General features: G+C 58.4%; 21 protein-coding genes. 13 read left to right on the top strand and 8 right to left on the bottom strand.

Annotated elements, in window-relative coordinates; genetic code table 11:
* Positions 1-67 precede the first annotated feature (67 nt).
* The 6 genes from DSOUD_RS03450 (at position 68) to mazF (ending at position 7250) form a co-directional block, all read left to right on the top strand.
* Positions 68-1354, top strand: coding sequence for a hypothetical protein (locus DSOUD_RS03450; RefSeq protein ID WP_157671731.1), 1287 nt, complete (start codon positions 68-70; stop codon positions 1352-1354).
* 31 nt (positions 1355-1385) lie between these two features.
* Positions 1386-1856, top strand: coding sequence for a cytochrome C (locus DSOUD_RS03455; RefSeq protein ID WP_096335469.1), 471 nt, complete (start codon positions 1386-1388; stop codon positions 1854-1856).
* A gap of 20 nt (positions 1857-1876) precedes the next feature.
* On the top strand, positions 1877-3595 hold the full coding sequence (locus tag DSOUD_RS18295) for a CxxxxCH/CxxCH domain c-type cytochrome (protein WP_157671734.1): 1719 nt from the start codon (positions 1877-1879) through the stop codon (positions 3593-3595).
* Between the two features lie 589 nt (positions 3596-4184).
* Positions 4185-6470, top strand: coding sequence for a multiheme c-type cytochrome (locus DSOUD_RS03465; RefSeq protein ID WP_053549694.1), 2286 nt, complete (start codon positions 4185-4187; stop codon positions 6468-6470).
* A gap of 201 nt (positions 6471-6671) precedes the next feature.
* The gene (locus DSOUD_RS03470; RefSeq protein ID WP_053552278.1) at positions 6672-6917 is read left to right on the top strand and encodes an AbrB/MazE/SpoVT family DNA-binding domain-containing protein; all 246 of its coding nucleotides are present in this window, start codon (positions 6672-6674) and stop codon (positions 6915-6917) included.
* Positions 6918-7250 carry an endoribonuclease MazF gene (mazF, locus tag DSOUD_RS03475; protein WP_053549695.1) on the top strand — a complete coding sequence of 111 codons (333 nt, stop codon included), beginning with the start codon at positions 6918-6920 and terminating at the stop codon, positions 7248-7250.
* 90 nt (positions 7251-7340) lie between these two features.
* On the opposite strand, the gene DSOUD_RS03480 is transcribed toward mazF, so the two are convergent.
* From DSOUD_RS03480 to DSOUD_RS03500, 5 genes are all read right to left on the bottom strand, one after another.
* On the bottom strand, positions 7341-7673 hold the full coding sequence (locus DSOUD_RS03480; protein WP_053549696.1) for a HepT-like ribonuclease domain-containing protein: 333 nt from the start codon (positions 7671-7673) through the stop codon (positions 7341-7343).
* Positions 7670-7954: a nucleotidyltransferase family protein gene (locus tag DSOUD_RS03485; protein WP_053549697.1), complete on the bottom strand. Its 285-nt coding sequence runs from the start codon at positions 7952-7954 to the stop codon at positions 7670-7672. Before DSOUD_RS03485 ends, DSOUD_RS03480 begins: the two co-directional genes overlap by 4 nt.
* A gap of 208 nt (positions 7955-8162) precedes the next feature.
* A complete protein-coding gene (gene speA, locus DSOUD_RS03490) occupies positions 8163-10076 on the bottom strand; it encodes a biosynthetic arginine decarboxylase (RefSeq protein ID WP_053549698.1) in 1914 nt (637 codons plus the stop codon).
* 272 nt (positions 10077-10348) lie between these two features.
* Entirely contained in the window at positions 10349-11197 is an 849-nt protein-coding gene (speE, locus tag DSOUD_RS03495; protein WP_053549699.1) for a polyamine aminopropyltransferase, read from the bottom strand.
* Between the two features lie 185 nt (positions 11198-11382).
* Positions 11383-11856: a pyruvoyl-dependent arginine decarboxylase gene (locus DSOUD_RS03500; protein WP_053549700.1), complete on the bottom strand. Its 474-nt coding sequence runs from the start codon at positions 11854-11856 to the stop codon at positions 11383-11385.
* 300 nt (positions 11857-12156) lie between these two features.
* On the opposite strand from DSOUD_RS03500, the gene proC reads away from it, so the two are divergent.
* The 7 genes from proC to DSOUD_RS03535 all read left to right on the top strand — a co-directional run bounded on the left by proC (position 12157) and on the right by DSOUD_RS03535 (position 18104).
* Positions 12157-12969 carry a pyrroline-5-carboxylate reductase gene (gene proC / locus DSOUD_RS03505; protein ID WP_053549701.1) on the top strand — a complete coding sequence of 271 codons (813 nt, stop codon included), beginning with the start codon at positions 12157-12159 and terminating at the stop codon, positions 12967-12969.
* Positions 12970-12973: 4 nt separating this feature from the next.
* On the top strand, positions 12974-14041 hold the full coding sequence (locus DSOUD_RS03510; RefSeq protein WP_053549702.1) for an SO_0444 family Cu/Zn efflux transporter: 1068 nt from the start codon (positions 12974-12976) through the stop codon (positions 14039-14041).
* Positions 14042-14445: 404 nt separating this feature from the next.
* The gene (locus tag DSOUD_RS03515) at positions 14446-15510 is read left to right on the top strand and encodes a twin-arginine translocation signal domain-containing protein (RefSeq protein WP_053549703.1); all 1065 of its coding nucleotides are present in this window, start codon (positions 14446-14448) and stop codon (positions 15508-15510) included.
* 66 nt (positions 15511-15576) lie between these two features.
* Positions 15577-16779, top strand: a complete 1203-nt coding sequence (locus DSOUD_RS03520; protein WP_053549704.1) for a hypothetical protein — start codon at positions 15577-15579, stop codon at positions 16777-16779.
* On the top strand, positions 16776-17072 hold the full coding sequence (locus DSOUD_RS03525; protein WP_053549705.1) for a hypothetical protein: 297 nt from the start codon (positions 16776-16778) through the stop codon (positions 17070-17072). Before DSOUD_RS03520 ends, DSOUD_RS03525 begins: the two co-directional genes overlap by 4 nt.
* Positions 17069-17794: a hypothetical protein gene (locus tag DSOUD_RS03530; RefSeq protein WP_053549706.1), complete on the top strand. Its 726-nt coding sequence runs from the start codon at positions 17069-17071 to the stop codon at positions 17792-17794. The genes DSOUD_RS03525 and DSOUD_RS03530 overlap by 4 nt, the downstream gene beginning before the upstream one ends.
* A gap of 16 nt (positions 17795-17810) precedes the next feature.
* The gene (locus DSOUD_RS03535) at positions 17811-18104 is read left to right on the top strand and encodes a c-type cytochrome (protein ID WP_053549707.1); all 294 of its coding nucleotides are present in this window, start codon (positions 17811-17813) and stop codon (positions 18102-18104) included.
* Between the two features lie 174 nt (positions 18105-18278).
* On the opposite strand, the gene DSOUD_RS18665 is transcribed toward DSOUD_RS03535, so the two are convergent.
* From DSOUD_RS18665 to DSOUD_RS03545, 3 genes are read right to left on the bottom strand one after another with little or no spacing between them, the layout of a single operon-like run.
* Entirely contained in the window at positions 18279-18452 is a 174-nt protein-coding gene (locus tag DSOUD_RS18665) for a hypothetical protein (protein WP_198300357.1), read from the bottom strand.
* Between the two features lie 56 nt (positions 18453-18508).
* The gene (locus DSOUD_RS03540) at positions 18509-19792 is read right to left on the bottom strand and encodes a hypothetical protein (RefSeq protein ID WP_053549708.1); all 1284 of its coding nucleotides are present in this window, start codon (positions 19790-19792) and stop codon (positions 18509-18511) included.
* Complete coding sequence (locus tag DSOUD_RS03545) at positions 19789-20427, bottom strand: HAD family hydrolase (RefSeq protein WP_053549709.1); 639 nt, start codon at positions 20425-20427, stop codon at positions 19789-19791. The genes DSOUD_RS03540 and DSOUD_RS03545 overlap by 4 nt, the downstream gene beginning before the upstream one ends.
* Positions 20428-20489: the final 62 nt, after the last annotated feature.

Here is a 20489-nt window from a genome sequence, read left to right on the forward strand (position 1 = left end):
TATTTGAGCTCCATGACGACTGGTCTATCCAGTTGTTCTATCTCTTGCTCCGGAGGACTTAATGCTTATGAAGAAATGTTTGGGACGATTGCTCCTGATGGGAATGGCAATGATGCTTTGCGTACCGCCTGCTGTTTCAGCAGCCGAGCTGAGCATTCAGTCGGACACGCTGCTGCGGGTTTTTCAGCGGGACACCGCGACGGAAAACGATGCGGCGGTGACGCCGATCTACGAGTACCTGCGGGTCGACATGGACACGCCCGATGAGCCGGGGCTGGCCTTTCACCTCTACGGCTGGGGTCGCGGCGATCTGACGGACAACGATTATTACGAAGATGCGACGACCGGCGAGCTCCTCTATGGCTATCTCGAATACAGCCATAAAAACGCCCGCTTCAACGCCCGTCTCGGCCGGCAGTATGTTTTTGAAGGGGTGGCCAACGAATCGGTGGACGGCCTGCGCCTCAGCTCCGACCTGGGACGGTACTTCTCCGGATCACTCTATGCCGGGCAGCAGGTGCCGATGACCCTCGAAAACGGCCGCAGCGGCGACAGCACCTACGGCGGGCGTCTGGCGCACCACCTGGCCGGCCAGTATGACCTCGGTCTCTCCTACAAAAAGATCCGCAACGACGGTGACGACGCCGAAGAGCAGGCCGGTGTCGACCTGTCGGCCTATCTCCCCTTCGGCATCAACGTCTACGGCTTCTCCGCCTACAATGTCGACACCAACAACTGGGGCGAGCACTCCTTCGAACTGCGCGCAAACCTGGGGCCGGTGTCGGTGCGCCCCTATTTCCAGAAATTCCAGTACGAAGACTATTTCGGCACCGGGATCAACAGCGCCAATCCCTTCCGCTTTCTGGCCGGCTCCGGCGAGGAGTTGACGATCCTTGGTACCGACCTGACCCTCCCCGTCGGCGACGCCTGGGTCCTGGTCGGCAAGGCCAAGAACTATGACTACAAGGTGTTCGACGACACCTCCCAGTACTACGCCGCGCAGGCGATCTGGTCGGGTGAAAAGCACACCCAGGTCGGCGGCGAGTTCGGCTACATGAAGGGCGATTCAGCGCAGAACGACTACTATCTGGTCCGTGCCTATACCTACTGGGACAAGGTCCCCGCAGGCTGTCCGGTCGGGTTCGTCAGCGGCGATGTGGTCTATATCGGCTACGATGAGGCGATCTACGGCGAAGACAGCTCGCTGTTCATCTCCCTGGCCACCGGCAAGAAGTTTCTCGCCGATGAGGCTCTCGAGCTCAAGCTCTCCGGAGACTACAGCAGCGATCCGTACTTCGACAACGACCTGCGGGGGATGCTGATCGCCAGCTACCGTTTCGGCCGGACTCTGTAATAAAGTTTTCATCACGATCAGGAGCCTAATGATGCGTACTAATTTTTGGATAGGAATGGGATTGACTCTGCTGCTGCTGGTCCTCGGGGCCTGCGCGGCGATGGACAGCGGCTTGGGTTTGCCGGCACGTCACATGACGGCGGCGGATCTGGGGGAGTCTCCGACCAAGTGCACCGCCTGCCATGAAGCACGCGGCGAAAAACTGGCCTTCGGCGCTTTCGACCACACGGCCACCTGGGGGCAGACGCACCGCCAGCAGGCGTATCAGCAGGAGGCGGTCTGCGCCATGTGCCACCAGACCAGTTTCTGCAACGACTGTCACGCCACGCGCGTGGAGCTCAAGCCGTCGCTGAAGAACCAGTCGGAAACCTACCGGCAGATGCCCCATCGCGGCGATTACCTGAGTCGGCACCGGATCGATGGTCGGGTCGACCCGACCTCCTGCTTCCGCTGCCACGGCAATCCCAAGTCCGCTCAAACCTGCGCCCCCTGTCACGGGTAAGTGTCCCTAAGGAGAAAAAGATGATACGCCGATCTGCATTGCTTCTTTTGCTTTTCGTCCCCCTTGTCATGACAGGGTGTTCCGACGGAAATTCCAGCGCGCCCCCGTCGACTCAGGCGCACCCCTTTGACTGGTATACAGCGCATCGCCCGGTCGCCACGGCTTCGCCGGAATTCGTCGACTGCACCGGTTGCCATGGCGTGGATTTGATGGGGAGCGGCGGAGCGCCCAGCTGTTTTTCCGCCAGCTTCGACGGCCGCAGCTGCCATGCCGGCGGTCCCGTACCTCATCCGATGGACGGCACCTTTTTGTCTGGCTCGGTTCACGGACCGGAAGCCAAGGCCGATCTGACCTTTTGCCAAATCTGTCATTCGGATAATCCGACTGGTGGCCCGGGGAGTAACCCGCGTTTCAACCAGGGCATCGACAGCCAGGGTGGTACTGGCTGTGAAGCCTGCCATCCGGCTAATGCTGCTCATCCGGCCGTTTGGGCCGGACCGACCGCTTCAGCATTCCATTACTCGGCCGGTAACATCCAGGCCGCCTGTGCGCTTTGCCACGGCACTTCTCTTGACGGTGTCGGCGGCGCTGTTGGTGCTGTAATTTGTCTCGATTGTCATGCTGAAACCACGAATCTGACTCTCGATTGTACCGCCTGTCACGGAACACCCCCAGGCGCGACGGAAACGGTCGACCATGGCGGTGTTTCCGCTATCACCTCCCACGATGTCTGTACCGTCTGCCACGGCATGAAGGAGAGCGCGGCTGGCGGATCGTTTTCGCCGACCGCCAATTACACCCTGTTCGATAAAGCGACCGATACCCAGGGCGATCACTGGGACGGCAACATCAACATGAACTCCGGGACCGGTTACAACGAGACCAATTACGGTTGCGACACCGCCCTCTGTCACGGCAACGATGCCGCACACCAACTCTCCGATTCCGGTTTGCCCGTCGTATTGGATGCTTATGTCGCTGGTGGCGCACCTCATCCGGTCGGTGCTGACTGGTTGCTCCCCAGCGGCCACGTTGCTGCTGCGGCTGCGAGTTGCCTGAGTTGCCACGTCGCAGATGGTAGCGGTACCGCCCCCAGCTGTCTGACCTGTCATCAGACTGATCCGTTGACGACTGTCGTAGCATGCGAATCCTGCCATAGCGCACCGCCAAGTCTTGCTTCGACTGTTCTCGCTGATCGTCCCAACCGGGCAGGTAATCACAACGTTCACGCAACTCTCACCGTCGACACCGGCAACTGCGCGGCCTGTCACTCCGGAGCCGGGACAAATACGCTCAATCACTTTGATACGACTGAGCCGGCCAATGTCCAGTTCCTGGCAACCTACAATGCGGCCTCGGCAGCAGCCTACAACGCGACTGCTGACACCTGCAGTAACGTCAGTTGCCACGGTGGCGTGACGACCCCCAACTGGAACACCGGAATTATCAATGTGTACGGTGACAGCACAGCTGGCTGCCAGCAATGCCACAAAGCGAGTGGCGAGACGAATTCTTATGTGTCAGGCGAACATAGTCGACATCTCGCCGTTTCAACGATAACCTGCCTAACCTGCCATGACACAACAGCTCTGCAAACTGGCAGTGCTGGCAATTCGCACTTCAGCGGCCTGTCGACCGCGGCTTTCGAGCTTGATCCGCAACAGACCATCAGAACTACCCTTGGCTACAATGGCACCACCTGTAGTACGCCAGGCTGCCACGGTTCACAAGCTTGGTAGTAAGCAGAGCAACGTAAAAGAATATTGATGTGACCCGGGGTCTCGCGACCCCGGGTTTTTTTGTTTTTGGAGAAAGAAAAGGGGATATTCTCCCTTCTCCGAGACTTACAATCCGGCCACCGGAAACCGCACCAGCATGAGTTGTCATGGTGGTGCCGGCAATGTCAAAGGATCTTTGTAACTTAAATGGAAGTAACCCCTGACCGCGAAATTTTAAAAGTCTGAAGGGAAGGACCTCAGTTGTACACCGACAATTAATAAGGACAATTTCAGGTTGTAAAATCAGACTGGGTTTTTGGGCCGGGTCCCTTCGGGGTGCCGGCCTTTTTTTAAAAAAAATTCCGGGACAGAGTTGCAAGATGAGTTTTGGCTCGTATAGTGTTTCCTATGTGGCATGAATATTAAGTTCTTCTTAAGCATTTTTTGAGGCACCTTTTTAAATCAACCATTCCTAAAAAATTAGATTCAACGCCTTCCGGGGGTTCAAGCGACCTGGATTCTTTCGCGTAGCCAAAGGGATATGTTTTGCCGAAGGGGAGGCACTTATTCCCGGACCAAATAACCCCCTAATTGAAAAAAGGAGCTGGCAATGGAAAGAAAAATGGGATTTTGGTTTAAGCCTCTATTCGCGTGTCTGTTGTTTGCCGTCCTTGCCCTGGCCGGTTGTGAAGGGGACGACGGCGCGCAAGGTCCGGCCGGTCCTCCCGGAGCCGACGGCGCCACTGGCGCCGAGGTCACCGTTCAGGACCTGGCCAATCTTGGTCTCGTCTTTTCAGGAGATGTCGTTGCGATCAATCCTACCCTCGATCTGAGCCAAACGGTTGCCTACAATGCGGCGACCGGTGCTCTGACGGTTCACTTCTTCCTGACCGACGAAGCTGGGGTCGGCATCGATGTTACCAAACTCCCTTACGAGATGAGGGTCTACGTTTCCGAATTGATACCTGCGGCTGTCCCCCCCGCAGCCGTGAATCCTGGGTCAGCCTGGACTCAGCTGGTCGCCGAAACCTTTACTCCGGCGATGAGCCCTCCGCCGGGTACCCTGACCCTGGTTAATGCAGCGACCGGGGAATACAATTACACTACCGCCGCCACCTTGGCCGCGTCCACCAATGTCACCCGGGTGACGATGCGTGCCCGGTTCCGTTTCCGCGACCTAAATAATGATTATGTCGTTGTCGCCAACCCGGTCAACGCCTCCTACGATTTTCTCCAGGCCGCCCCCGCCACGCCCCTTGCTTCTTCCGGAGCCGATATGGTGACCACCGCCGCCTGCGAATTGTGCCACGGCGACCGCATCGGCGACGTCGGCCATGGCGGCGGCTACACCCAGGTTAAAACCTGCAACCACTGCCACAATCTCAACTACTTGGCTGCGCAAGGCGATCCCCTGGAAGCTGACCTGGCTTTTATGATCCACCGAATCCACGCTGCCGGCACCTTCGTCGACCTCGTTGACAGAAACGGTGTCCCTGTCGAGTTCACCGAACTGACTTATCCTCAGGCGATCAATACCTGCAGCACGTGTCACAACGGCCCTGAGGCCAGCCTCGCCAATTCCAATCCGACCCGCAGCAATTGCGGTTCCTGCCATTCGGACGTGAATTTCACCAAGCCAGGAAGCACTGTCCCGACACCTGTCGATTTCGCAACGGGCACCAATCATCCAGGTGGTGCGGCAACAACTGACACGGGCTGCGCCGGCTGCCATTCCGCAGCATCCATTACGACCGCCCATAACCCGGCTCCGGCCGTGATCGACACCCCCGAGTTCCAGGTCACCATTGCCATGACCCCCCCCGCCAACGGGACCCATTACCTCGCCGGCGAAGCTCCGGTGGTCACCGTGACCCTGGCGGATGGCGCCGGAACCCCCGTTCCCGGCACGGTCTATACGGCAGATCAGGATGGCGAAGGGACCGGGCTTGATGGCCTGACCATTTCTGATTTGACTGAAGGTCTGTCGACAGCCAGCCTCTATATTTATGGTCCGCGCAGCCATGCGGTGCCTGTTCTGGCCACCGATACGATCACCGATACCGTCGGTTTCGTCGCGCCTCCGACCCAGGGCCACAAACTGTTCCTGAATCTGATGACCGATGCAACCCTTGCGACAGGACCGGTAATCGCGCCTAATCCGGATCCGCAGGTGACGACCACCGCCGCCGGGTTCTCCTATCAATTGCTTCCCATCCCCGTCGGCATGGAGCCGGGGACGTATATGGTTCGCTTTGAGGGCGCAGATTTTGGCGCCACAAACGCCGAATATGTGACTTCGTCCAGTGCACTTATCAACTTCCAGGTCGAGACCGCAACCGTCGAGGCGAAACTCTCCGGCGATGCCTGTCTTGATTGCCATGGCGACACCCGGATGCATCTCCAGGGAGCCCATCCCCATAATACCGCCTTCAATACCGACGAGTGCCTGGGCTGCCATGACTTCTCCGGGAACTATGGAGATTACATCGGCAATCGGGTTCATGCCGTTCATCGCGGCTCCGTAACCGGCGACACCCACGGCATCGATTGGTCCGAGGTGACCTTCCCGCAGCCGGCCAACAACTGTACGGTCTGTCATACCAATGCTGCCGCTCCGACCCCGGTCTGGAGAACACCTGACATGCTCGCCTGCGGTGGCTGCCATGGGACCGACCCCGCTGTCCTTCCGGCGGATTTCCCGACGGCTGATCCGAACCGTGTCCTCACCGAAGCGGCCGCCGCCCAGCATATGGTGCAGAATGGCGGCTCCACCGATCCGACAGTGACTCCGACCCTGTCCTGCCTCGTCTGTCACGGGGAAGGAAGAATCGCGGATCTTTTTGAAACCCACAACCTCATTCAATTCCGGGCGCTTCCGGTCGACCCGAACGAGTAATGAGGGATTTCTTGCCTTTCAGTCAATCATGGACTGAAATCCGATTCTCTTGAATGATTCGAGTTGTCAGCCCCCGCTTCGGCGGGGGCTTTTTATGTGGAGAAGGGAGAAGGGAGAAGGGGACGTCCCCTTCTCCCCCAAATGTTGACACTTTGTATAAACATTGGTAGGCTAGGCATACCTTTAACCAAGGAGGTATTCGTGCTTGCAAAAGTACAGAAATGGGGGAATAGCCTGGCTCTGCGCCTGCCGAAAGCGTTGGCTGACGAAGCCGATGTTCATCTTGATTCGCCTGTGGAAATTACCGTCCGCGACCATACCATTTGCATACAGCCTCTGCGTCAAAAAGAGATATTCGACCTCGATGATCTGCTGGCCGGGGTGACATCGGACAATCTTCACGGCGAGACGGACTCTGTCCATCCGGTCGGCAAGGAGGTTTGGTAAGTGGGCTATATTCCGAACCGGGGTGATGTGGTGTGGTTGCTTTTTGATCCGCAGGCCGGGCATGAACAGTCGGGCCATCGACTCGCGTTGGTGCTGTCACCTCTGAAGTACAACAAGCTCACCAGTTTGATGCTCTGCTGCCCCCTGACAAGTGCAATCAAAGGGTATCCTTTCGAGGTGGCGACAACCGTAAACGAAAAGGCTGGCGTCATCCTCGCCGATCAGGTAAAAAGCCTTGACTGGCGGGCTCGCAAGGCAAAAAAAGCAGGGATCGTTACTCAATCCGTGCTCGAAGAGACACTCGCCAAAATAGAGACTCTTTTGAAGGGATGAAATGCAAAAGCCCCCGCTTCGGCGGGGGCTTTTTTTGTGTGCGGGAACAGGATTCAGGGAGAAAAGAGGAGGAAAATACGAGGGGCGCCGCTATGATAGAGCCTTTAGAGACTTTTTCAGAACGGGTAATTCTTGTTTGATGACCTGCCATATCAAGTCAAGATCGACACCGAGATAATCGTGCACCAGAATGTTGCGAAAACCGGATATGGCTCGCCAGTCGATGTGGCTCTGGGTTGCCTTGACTTCTTCGGATAAACGCTGGCTCGATTCGGCCATGACCTGCAATGACCGCAATATGGCGTCCTGCACCATGGGATCGGCGTCAAAGCGAGTGCGATCATTGTTCGCATACCGCTCGACCCGGTCGATGCATTCGAGGATGTGAAGAATGTATGTCCGGTCCCTATCAGACCGGCTCACAGGTCGACCGCCTCGCGCAAAACCTGCTCACGGATTCTGGGATGAAGGGCTGCGGGTGTGACGACATCGACCCTGCGGCCCAGCAGGTCTTGAAGGTCCATGAGGAGGCCGCCCAGAGCGAAAGCCGATTTGCCTGGTTCCATTTCGACAAGAAAATCGACGTCGCTGGTTGGGCCTCCCTTGTTTTTGGCCATCGATCCAAAGAGTTGAATCCGATGTGCTCCCCTCTGAGCTGCCAGCTCAAGAATGGCCTGGCGATGCGTTTCAATAAAAGGGTCCATAGTTTGATCTCCCAAATGACGATGGTGCGTTGTCGATGAGAATAGCATATTCCAGGTCAATTGACAGGATCAAGAATTCGTAAAGCCATTGAATCATCAGAGGTTGCGATTGCTTTTAATGGACGTGGATCATTATGCTCCAATACTTGTCAAAAAAGCGCACCTGACCGGATGCGCTTTTTTTTGATCTGGTCTTGTTATCCATTACCTACCGTTCGTAGTAGGTATATCCCCGCAAACTCGCAGAAAAATCCTCCAATATCCGCTGCCGCTCGCCGACGGTGATCTTCCCCTTGCGCACCGCCGCCTCGGCGGTGTCGCGGAAGCCGTCGAAGAGGGTCTGGGGGTTGTACTCCACGTAGCTGAGAACATCGGCGATGGTGTCGCCGGAGATCTCCTTGATGACGTCGAAGCCGCCGTTTTCGTTGATGCGTACGCTGATGACGTGGGTGTCGCCGAAGAGGTTGTGCAGATCCCCCAGGGTCTCCTGGTAGGCGCCCATGAGGAAGACGCCGAGGTAGTATTCCTCTTCCGGCCGCAACGGGTGGAGGGGGAGTGTTTTTCGCTCGCCGCTGCCGGCGATGAAGGCATCGAGCTTGCCGTCGCAGTCGCAGGTCAGGTCGGAGATGATTCCCTCACGGGTCGGCCTCTCATCATGGCGGTGCAGGGGGACGACGGGGAAGACCTGACCGATGGCCCAGGTGTCGGGGAGGGACTGAAAAACGCTGAAATTGCCGTAGTAGATGTCGGCCAGGCTCTCCCTGAGGTCGGAAAGGCCGGTGGGAATCTTGGCGAGAGCATCGAGGCGTGCGGCGATGTGCTGGGCAATGGAAAGAAAGACGTTCTCGGCCAGGGAGCGCTCCCGCAGGTTGACCTGACCGCGTTTGAAGAGGTCGCGGATCTCGTCCCGGTAGTAGAGGGCGTCGTTGTAGCTCTCCTGCAGATCGGCGGCGGCGAGGTTGCCCATGACGGCAAAGAGGTTCTTGACCAGCTCGTGGGCGCCTTCGGGCGGGGCCTCGGGAAGGGGCGCCGCCTCGAAATGCATGACGTCGAGGACGTTGAAGAGGAGCATGGAGGCGTAGGCGACGGTGGCCCGTCCCGACTCGGTGACGATGTGGGGATGGGCGATCTCCTGCGGATCGAGGGTCGTCATGACCACTTCGACGATGTCGCTGCAGTACTCGTCGAGGGAGTAGTTTTGGGAATGAACGTGGTTGGCGCGGGCCCCCATGTAGTCGACGGCGAGGCCGCCGCCGAGGTCGAGATAGGCCATCGGCGCCCCTTCGCGCACAAGGTCGGCATAGTAGCGGCAGGCCTCCTGCACCCCGATGCGGATGTCCTGGATGTCGGGGATCTGCGAGCCGAGGTGGCAGTGGAGGAGCTGCAGGGTATCGAGCATCCCCTCGCTTTTGAGGGTGTCGACCACGGCGATGAGCTGGGTGGTGCTGAGGCCGAAGCTGCTGCGGTCGCCGCTCGTCTCCGTCCACAGGCCGCCGACCTTGGCCGAGACCTTGACCCGGGCGCCGATGAGCGGCCGGATGCCGAGGGCGCGGCTGCGCTCGAGGATGATGGGGAGCTCGGAAGGGGACTCGATGACGAAAAAGCAGCGGTAGCCGAGCTTGCGCGCCCAGAGACCGAGATCGATGAATTCCTGGTCCTTGTAGCCGTTGCAAATGAGGAGGGCGTCCTCGTGGAGGGCGGCCAGGGCCAGGACGAGTTCGGCCTTGCTCCCGGCCTCGAGGCCGTGGCCGTAGGGCGCGCCGAAGCGGATGATCTCTTCGATGACGTGGGCCTGCTGGTTGACCTTGACGGGAAAGACCCCCCGGTACTCGCCGCGGTAACCGGCTTTGGCGATGGCGGCGCGGAAGGTCTCGTTGAGGAGGGCGATGCGGGCGTCGAGAAGGTTCTCGACGCGCAGCAGCACAGGCATGCCGTGGCCTCGCTCCTCAATGCCGGCGACGATCTCCATGAGCGAGACCGCCACCTCCTTCCCGTTGAAGCGGGCCTTGACCGTGACGTCGCCGTTTTCGGCGAGGTCGAAAAACCCCCCGCCCCAGTCGCGGATGCCGTAGAGGGCCGCGGCGTCGTCGATGGTCCAGCTCTTTTTTGCCTTGCTCGTCATCGTGGTGGATCTCCAGGAATTACGGGATCAAACAACAATCTTCAACGGAGAGACGCAGAGAAAAACAAATCGGGAAAAACCCTAGCTGGCTACCAAGGCACCAAGTCACCAAGTTAAAATCAGAAGTCACAGCTTTTCTTGGTGACTTGGTGGCAAAAAGCTCTATTTTTTCAAACCCTGGTTGTCGTACTCTCCGGTTTTCTCTGCGTCTCTGCGTCTCTGCGTCTCTGCGTCTCTGCGTCTCTGCGTCTCTGCGTTGAAATCTTTTGATTCTATTTAGCGGCAATGTTCTCTTTGGCAAACGTCGGGAGCATGAAGGCGCCGAGATGCAGGTCTTCGTTGTAGTACTTGGTGTAGAAATCCCGTGCCGCCGCCCGCTTGCGGTCGAAATCCTTGACCGGGTGGTACTTCTTGCTGGCAAAGGCGAAGGACCAGAAGCCGCTCGGGTAGGTGGGGATGAAGGCCTGGTACATCTCGACGATGGGGAAGACCGCCCGCAGGTTGCCGTACATGTTCTTCTGGATTTCGGCGTGGTAGAAGGGGGACTCGCTCTGGGCGATCATGATCCCGTCCTCCTTCAGCGCCCCGAAGACCAGGCGGTAGAAATCCTCCTCGAAGAGGCCGACGGCCGGTCCGATGGGGTCGGTGGAGTCGACCATGATGACGTCGAATTCGTTCTGGTGCTCGCGGATGTAGGCGAGGCCGTCGTCGACGTGGAGCTTGACCCGGGGGTTGTTGCCGTCGATCTCGCAGGCCATGGACGGCAGGAGTTCCACGGACTTGTCGATGACCAGGCCGTCGATCTCGCAGAGGGTGGCGAGCTCGACCTTCTTGTGTTTCATGATCTCGCGAATGGTGCCCCCGTCGCCGCCGCCGATGACCAGGACCTGCTTCGGGTCGGGGTGGGTGAAGAGCGCCGGATGGGTGATCATGTCGTGGTAGACGAACTCGTCGCGCTCGGTGCACATCACCAGGCCGTCGAGGAGCATCATCCGGCCGTATTCGAGGGTATCGACGATGTCGAGCTGCTGGAACTCGCTCTTGCCGGAGAAGAGGGTCTCGGTCACCTTCATGGTGATGCCGACGTTTTCCGAATGTTTTTCCGTGTACCACAGATCCATGGGTTCGAACTCCTTGAAGATGGTAGGTAGAATGTTGAATATAGAATACAGAATACAGAATATTTTTAGGAACTCCGGGCGTCCTCGAAAGAGTGACAGGAAACTCTTCGGGAATCTGTCTGAAGGTAAGTGCCCGGCACCGCTTTCTTCTATATTCTACATTCTGTATTCTATTTTCTGAAGAATTACTCCCCTTCCCAGAGAACCACGCCGGCAAAGGCGCTGCCGATCTGTTCGACGCGGTGCTGTACGGCGAGGGAGCGGATGTCGCCAAGCTCGAGGCCGCGCATCTTCAGCCCCTCCTCGGCCATGCGCCGCACGATCCCTTCGGCGTCCTCCTTGTGACCGCGGGCGGAATATTCCATGATCACTCCGGGTCGGGAGGGATCGCTCGGGTAGGCGATGGCGACGGCGGCGGAAATCACCTCTCCGCTCATCTCCGAGGTGATGGCGGCCCAGGCCGCCGGGACAAGCGCCCCGGCGGGGAGGGGTTGGGGATCGACAAGGCGGCACTTGGGCGGGAGAATGAAGCCGAGCCGGATCAGATTGCAGTCGCCGACTCGGGCCTGCAGCAGGGCGCCGTCCCGGGCGTTGAGTCGGGTCGGACCTTCGGAGGCGCCGCAGACGAAAAAATGGCCGGTCGGGGTCGTGAAGATCATCGCGCTGCTCCGTGGAAATAGGGGTCCGGCGGGGAGCGCCGGGGTGACGATTTTCGAGATTACCAGCGATTGGCCGATTAGGCAAATCCTCAGCGCCTCCGCCGGCGAAAAAGGCGATATGACGGGGCATTTTTTATACCCCCGGTCCCTTCCTGTCAACAGCTTTATCGCCTATCCTTCAGGGGAGAAAAAGGGGCGCAGAGGCCGGGACTTCGGGGGAGCGCATCGCTTGACTTTGCCGGCGAATTTCGATCTACTGGCGAAGGCTCCAACAGACCATTGCGAAAGGACGGACTTATCATGGCATCGGTGGCAAGCATCGGTTTTATCGGCGGGGGAAACATGGCGGAAGCCATCATCAAGGGGCTGGTTCGCGGAACCTTCCCGGCCGGGGGGATCCTCGTCGCCGAGCTCGAAGAACGGCGACGTACCCTGCTTGAGGAGCGGTACGGCATCCGGACGACGGCGGAACTCGACGAGGTGGTGCGCACCTGCGAAGTCGTCGTGCTGGCGGTCAAGCCGCAGGCCGTTGCCGAGGTCCTCCCCGGGGTGGCGGCCCATTTCAGCGGCGAGCAACTCCTCGTTTCCATTCTTGCCGGCGTCTCGACGGCGGCTCTCGAAGCTCATTTCGACGGCTCCCCCCGGGTGGTGCGGGTCATGCCCAACACCCCGGCCCTCGTCGGCGCGGCGGCCACCGGGCTCTGCCCCGGTCAGTTCTGCCGGCACGAGGACCTCCTCCTCGTGCAGCGCCTCTTCGAGGCGATCGGCACCGCCCTGGTCGTCAGCGAAAAGGAGATGGATGCGGTGACCGGGCTCTCCGGCTCGGGGCCGGCCTACGTCTATACCATCATCGAGGCGCTCGCCGACGGCGGGGTCCTCGAAGGGCTCCCCCGGCCGACCGCCCTGGCTCTGGCCGTGCAGACGGTGCTGGGGGCGGCGAAACTGGTCCAGGAAAGCGGCGAGCACCCGGCGGCGCTGCGGGACAAGGTCTGCTCTCCCGGCGGCACCACCATCGCCGGGGTGAAGACTCTGGAGGAGCGGGGACTGCGGGCGGCGCTCATGGGCGCGGTCTCCAGTGCCAGCCGCCGTTCCCGGGAACTGGGCGGGAAATAGTCCCATGCTCTTTGAACTGGTTGGGAAAATCCTGCTGGAATGCTGGGGGCTCCTGGTGGAAGCGGCTCCTTATGTCCTCTTCGGTTTTCTGGCGGCGGGACTCCTCAAGGCCTTGCTCCCCGTCGAGATGGTCGCCCGGCATCTGGGGAGCAGGAGCGTCGCCTCGGTTCTCAAGGCCTCCCTCTTCGGCATCCCCCTCCCCCTGTGCTCCTGCGGAGTCATCCCCGCGGCCATCGGGCTGCGCCGTCAGGGGGCGAGCAAGGGGGCCTCGGCGGCCTTTCTCGTCTCGACCCCCGAGACCGGGGTCGATTCCATCGCCATCACCTGGGCCCTCCTCGATCCGATCATGACGGTGGTCCGCCCCCTGGCCGCCTTCGTCACTGCCACCGTCACCGGACTCCTCATCAACGTCCTCCCCGACGAGGAGGAGGCTCCGGCAGCCCCTCAGGCTCCGGGGTGCGGCTGCAGCGGCAGCGCCTGCGGGGAGACTCCCGCTCCGTCGCCGTCCCTGCGGAAGCGTCTTGCCGATGGGCTCGGCTACGCTTTTGGCGAGCTTCTCGGCGACATCGGCAAGTGGCTCTTGCTCGGCATTCTTCTCGCCGGGATCATCGCCGCCCTGGTCCCCGCCGCGTTCTTTGCCCGCCATCTCGGCGGCGAATACACCTCCCTTTTTCTGATGCTGCTGGCCGGGGTGCCGATGTACATCTGCGCCAGCGCCTCGACCCCCATCGCCGCCGCCCTGGTCCTCAAGGGGCTCTCCCCCGGAGCCGCCCTCGTCTTTCTTCTTGCCGGTCCGGCGACCAACGCCGCCACCCTCGCCGTGGTCGCCCGCTTCTGGGGTCGGAAGATCACCGCCGTCTATCTGGCGTCCATCGCCCTCTGTTCCCTGGTCAGCGGCTATCTCGTCAACCGCCTCTACGCCGCAACCGGCGCCGACATCACCACCTGGGTGCACCACGGCGCCGAAGCAGGATCCTCCCCCTGGGCCGCCCTGCCGGCCGTGCTGTTGCTGATCCTCATCGGCCGCAATTTCCTCCCTCGCCCTTCCGGCAAATCCTGCGGCGATTGCTGAATCGTACCGGTATTTCGAAAAAAAAGAGCGGGATCCCAGTTTACGGGACCCCGCTCTTTTTGTTTTTTGGAGCCGGAAAAATCGCCCACTACAGGGCGCTAATCCGCCCGTAATATGACGGAAATAAAACGATATTATATTGTTTACCGATTCCATCGGTTTATTTTTTATCTCATTCCTTACCAACAGGCTCCCGTTAAATTATTGAAAAACATAGATTTTTAGTATTGACTGGAATTTTAAAAAAACATATATATGTTAATACATATTCCAGATGGAGACTTCACTGTAAAACGCCATCTCATAAGTTTGGATGGCAACTGGCTCCTGATTAAAGGTCTCTTTAATCCTTAGTAAACGGCAGGGGCACATCAGCATGGCACCGCACAACAAAGGAGGACGGAATGAAAAGGCGCAGTTTTCTCAAGGCTCTTGGAGCAACCGCAGCAGGCGTCACCGCAGTTGGGACATTAGGGAACCCGACCAAGGCTTTTGCTCGCGGCAAGGAAGACATTGGAGAATGTAAAAGTCTCAAGGTCACTGTTCTGTCCGAAACAAGTTGGTTTAACAACGACCAGTTCAAGGCGGATATCACCAACTACGGTGGGGCGAGCACTAACCAGTATGATATCCCTTGGGACCCGAAAAACTCCGGCGGGTACTCTGCTTTGCTCGAAATTGAGCAACTCGATGGCACCATCAACAAACTGCTGCTCGATTCTGGTTGGAACAACGAATGGATGGATTATGTCTTTAAACGTCATGGTATAGACAAGATGCTTGCCAGTGGCGAAATCAACACCATGGTGCAGAGCCACTGGCACCTTGATCATTTCTGGGGTATTGAATCGACTCTTAAGCATAACGACAAGATCACCATGTACGGCCCGGAAACCATGTATCCTGAGGACGAAAAACTGCTTAACGGCGGAAAACTTGAGGCAAAGGGTGTGCTGTTGGCGAAAAATGACGTTCCTTTCAAAGGCAAACTGGTCAAAACCAATTCCAAGGACTTCTACAAACTGTACCCTGGCGTAGCCGTCAAGAATTTCGATGTACCGATTCTGCTCAGAGTGCGCGGCGAAAGCGTCATCTACGTCAACGTTAAAGGGAAAGGTATTGTCACAGTCACCGGATGTTGCCACCCGGGCCTGCTTACCCTGTTTTCCACCGCACGGCGCGAAATTCAGGGCGGCGACAAGATTTACGGCTGTTACGGTGGGCTGCATGTCTCGTTGTTCGAGAACTGGGACCCAAAATTCGACGATCTTATCAAGGGGGCTAAAGCATTCAACCCGACCAAAATGGGCTGCAATCACTGCACTGGCTGGATTTGGGCCGAAAATGCCGCCAAGGCCGGCCTGCCGATCGTCAAAGGTACCGATACTTATAAGACTTATCCGCGCCAGTCCGCCGTCGCAAAGGACAGCAATGTTTTCCTGGCCAACGGTGACACGGTCGTATTCTGATGATCCGCCAAGCGCAATGGCCTGGTCATTGCGCTTGGCCTCTGCCACGAATCTATAGGTGCTGTGATGAATGCACATAAAAACAATTATCTGCACGGCCTGATTGCCTTCGTGGTCATGGTCGCCATCAATTTTGCTCTGTGGCGGCTATTCTTTGCGCCCTCCAACGGGGTATTCAAGCTGTTCACGCCGTTCTATGGACTATCCCTGGTCGCACTCTTCCTCTATGCGGTTATTCTTTTTGCGGATGTTTTCGGTTACCGGAATGAGGCGGGGAGCCTTGGCAGGGGGGGTGTGCTGCTGGCCGGTACGACGGCCTTCTTTTTGGTTGTTTATTACGGTTTCTTCTGGAACCTTCTGGGGAAGTTCGGCATTACCTATTTCAGCCCTCAGGCGCTGATCGACACGGGAGGAACCGGTCTTGAAATGTGGAACGCTCGCGAAAACTCATCGCTGGCGATCCTCTACCTGGCCACAGCACTTATCTGGGTTTCGTACGTCTGGAATGCAGGGATGGGCGATGCTCCCTGGGACGACAGCGGCCTGAAGCGAAGGATCGTCGGTTCCAGCAAATTCTTTGCGACAGCCTTCATTGCTATCATTGTTTATGCCATCTTCTATCATCCCAACGTAACAGCCCTGTTCGTCCCGAGGCAGATCTTTGCCGGAGTAATGCCCTGGTGGGAAGAAATAGCGATGACGGCCAGTTCCTTCTATCATCTCGGCTGGATGTTTGCTGGTCTTTTTCTGATTATGTTCCTGGTGAACTGTGCCGACGGCTTCCCTTTCAACCTGATGCGCGGAGACAAATCAGGCTCCCTGTGGGGCCTCCTGGCCGCGTTGCTCATTTCAATGGTGGGCGGTTTCGTATTCATGAGTATTGCCCAGGCAGTAATGACCCACTTCTGGTATGAACCTTTTACCGGCGGTAATTACACCGATGATCCGCGCTTCAGGTACTTGCATACTGCGGAGATCGCCGCCTTCCTCATGCTCGGCTTAGTGGTAATCAAAGTGTTTTTCAATAATGTGGTCCAGACTTCAAGCCGATGGTTTAACCTCCTTGCGCGTCTATTCGCAGTATCGTTTGCGGGAACGCTTCTCTACGTCTTTTACTACAGCGAAACAGTCGGCCCCAAGTTTGTCGACCGCGTCCCTGGCATCGGCAACATGGATGAAACCTCCCTGGCTTGGACCCTCATGTCCCTGGCTCTGATTTTTGTCTATGACAAGTATTTCAACGCCATACTGATCCGGAAAAAAGCATGAAACGACGCGATTTTTTTAGAGATGCATTCGGCGAAACGCTCCGTAGCGCCGTCAAAGGATTCGACGGCCTCAGAGAAACCTTCGGCGATTTAAACAATTCAATCCAGGACGCGATGAACGGTACCAGCATGGCTACGGGGGGATTCTTCGATTCCTACGAACTGAGCTATTCTCTGACTCTGGCCTACCCCAGGGAAATGTTTGAACAAATGGCCCGAGATCAGGGAATTGTTTACGAGGGTGTTGAAACGATAGAAATCGCAAAGGAATTGAGCAAAAGAGGGGTCATATGACCCTGATCGATGCACATGCAGCCACCAGGAATCTGGTCGAAAATGCCTTCAGATACCTGACCTGGCACGAGGACGCCTGCAAGGCCGCCGGCTTCAAGGGTATCAGCCAGGTCTGGAAAGATGAACCCGCCTGGTACTTCTGGCTCGATTCTGTGCAAGGCGGGTTTCTTCTGAGATTGCACGACCATGAACCTCTCAAAGGGAGCCAGTACGTCAGTCTGTCGGTCCATTTTTATCCCTCCACGAGCGAAACAAAGGACTGTCAACTTTCCATTGAAGAGCAGCGTCTACTTTCCGACCGCAGCGTCTTCGACATGCCCACCTGCACCCCTCGCTTCGAGGAGTTCGATGCCTGCCTACCTTACTTTATTACGGCGGAAATCGGGTTGCTGATCGGGTCTGACAATCAATTGCAGCTGCTTGTTTATAGCACGCAAAACGGAATGAAGCATTTTTCGATCCAGTTTCTTGACCTGCTGGTCAGTACGCTGCATTTCGCGAACAAGATCCATCACCGGCAAGCCTTGCAGCTTACAGATGGCCAGGGAACGTCGCTTTTTTTGATCTATGACCAGACCGCCTTCGATAACTTTACAAGTCATTTCAGCCTGGATGAAATCTCCTTCCACGAGCCAAAAATGGAAAAACTATTATTTAAATGGAAAAATTCCAGTCGTATTGATGTCAACTGTTCAATGAAAAGCACATGCTGCTGCCACTAACTAAGGGGAGAGACCGATGAAAGCAATCATGTTAATCGCGATTTTCATCTGTGCCATGCAAGTCACAAGCAGTTTTGCGCTCGATGCAAAATCGGTAAAAGACGGATACTCTCTGCACAATAAATATTGCGTGTCCTGCCATGATTCGGTGGCAAACCCTGAAAGAACCGGGTTTACGAGGGACGCCTGGCATTTGACACTCAATTTGATGCACAAACATGGGCTGCAAAAGCTCTCCAATGAAGAAAAGGAAGCACTGATCGATTACCTTTTTACGATAAGAAAGGGGATGGAACAAGAGGCTGGCTAGAATACGCGGCATTTCAAAGGGGGGGCTTCACAAGCCCCCCTTTTTTTTTATTTCGTCGGCGAAAGACGTGACCCCAACTACGCCCCCACCGCCCGTGTTGTAAGGCGGATCGATATAGATACAGTCCAAGAGGTCTCGGCAGATTGCGGCTGGAGCACGGATCTTTCGGAGAAACTACGAATTGGACTCGGGGGGAGGGCAGTCGGGGGCGTTGAGCTTTTCGTATAGCTCAATCTGCTCGGCCATGCTCAATTTTTTGCCGCAGCCGGTCTTCAGGCACAACCGGCAGCGGTCGTCCGAGCACCACTGGCACTGGCGGCAGTCGGGGCAGGGGTGTTTCTTCTCCATGGCGGTCTCCTTGGTGGCTTATTGTACGCCGTGCTTCCGGGAGGGTGCAAGGGTCCTCAGGAGAGGGGGAGGTAGCGGCGCCGGCCGAGGAGGTAGGAGGCCTCGCAGATTTCGGCGCTGATCAAGAGGGCGATGGCGATCGCGACGCCGGGAAGGGGGAGAGGGCGCAGGGTGAGGATTCCCCAGCAGCCGAGGAGGTAGAGGGTTTTGTAGACGGTGGAGCGTCCGAGGATTCCGGTCTGATGGGAGCCGGTAAAGTAGCCGCGCAGCAGGTTGCTGGCGCCGTAGAGGAGGGGGAAGACGGCGCAGACTGCCAGCGGCAGGGCGATGTAGGTGCGCATCGTCTCTTCGAGCCCCATGATCCGGCCGAGGACCGCCGTGTTGAGGGGGTAGGCGGTAAGGAGCATCAGCACCCCCATGCCGCTTCCGACCCGGCGGCAGAAGGAGGCGAGCACCCGGGCGTCGGCGGTATTTTTCACCAGGGTCAGATAGACCTGCTGCAGGTTGCGCATCGGCCCGGCGAGGAGAAAGAGGAAGCCGCGGATGACGCCGAAGGAGGCCAGGGCCAGGGTGCCGTCGGGGAGGCGGCTGATGACGGCGTTGATCAGCAGGGGGATTGCCTGCTGCAGGCAGGAGGAGTAGGCCAGGGGGAAGGCGAAGCGCAGGATCTCCAGGGTTCCCTTTTCGTCCTGGCAGCCGGTGAGGGGGAGGTGGCAGCGCAGGGCGAAAAACCCCATGAAGGCGGTTTCCACGGCGATGCAGGTGAGGAGGGCGAAGGCCCCGAGGGCGGGGCCGGAAAACCACGGGCGGCCGAGGAGGAGAAAGACGAAGAGGGCCCCGATCCGCACCCCCGTGGCCAGAGACACCAGGCCGGTGCGCCGGGCGCGGATGACCAGACCCTGGAAGAGACCGCGGAATCCGGTGAAAAAGGGGAGAAAGACGAGGATGGCGATGACCGAGCGGGCCTCCGCGGCGACCTCTCCGGAGACTCCCAGAAGCCGGACGAGCACCAGGTCTCCTATGGGGGTGAAGGCGATCAGGGCGAGCATGGTCGAGACGTAGGTCGCCACCAGCGAAACGAAGATCACCGTGCCGCGCAGCGAGCGGCGGCCGCGCACCACGGCGATGGTGATGGTGTGATTCTGGTAGGAGGGGGAGGCGAAAAAGAGGTGCAGAACCATGGCCACCGAGAAGGCGGCGAGGGCGGTGAGAAAGTCCTCCTGGCGGGCCAGGGCGGCGTTGATGATGGAGTGGGAGACCCCCATCAGCTGGACGTTGAGGAGGAGGGGGAAGAAGAAGAGGCTGATCTCCTTCTGTCCGATGGTGGGGGAGTCGGTCACGGCGCAGCTCCCGGAAAGAGGCGGGGGAGGTCGAAGGGGGTCGCGGCGAAAAAATCGCTGGCGACTCCGCCGCTCTCGCCGATTCCCCAGGCGCAAAAACAGGTGCGGACCCCGGCGGCACGGCCGGCTCGCAGGTCGGTGTGGTGGTCGCCGATCATCACCGCCGATTCCGGCGGGCGCTGCAGCTGTCGCAGCGCCTCGACGACGGGGGCCGGGTCGGGTTTTTTGGTGAGACAGCTGTCGCCGCCGAGAACCACGGGGAAGAAGCGGCGCAGGTGCAGCCCGTCAAGAAGGCGAAGGGTCAACGCCAGGGGCTTGTTGGTCACCACCGCCAGGCGCCGGTTGTGCAAGGTTTCGAGAAAGTCGCGGATCCCCGGATAGATCGCCGTCTCCTCCAGAAGATGGTCGCCGTAGAGCCGAAGGAAGCGCTGCAACCGCCGTTCGCTGTAGAGGCCGGGAGGGAGGGCCCGCTGCACCAGAAGGGTGGCGCCGTCGCCGACGTAGCTGCGCACCGCCTCCCGGGGGAGGGGGGGAAGATCGAGTTCGCCGCGCAGCAGGTTGACGGCGGTGGCCAGGTCGGCCACCGAATCGACCAGGGTGCCGTCGAGATCAAAGAGGAAGGTGTCGATGGGCATGGGGGACCGGGGGGGAGGAGGGGCAGAACACAGAATACAGAACACAGAATACAGAATACAGA

The sequence above is a fragment of the Desulfuromonas soudanensis genome (genome assembly GCF_001278055.1).
GTDB classification, from domain to species: Bacteria; Desulfobacterota; Desulfuromonadia; order Desulfuromonadales; family WTL; genus Deferrimonas; species Deferrimonas soudanensis.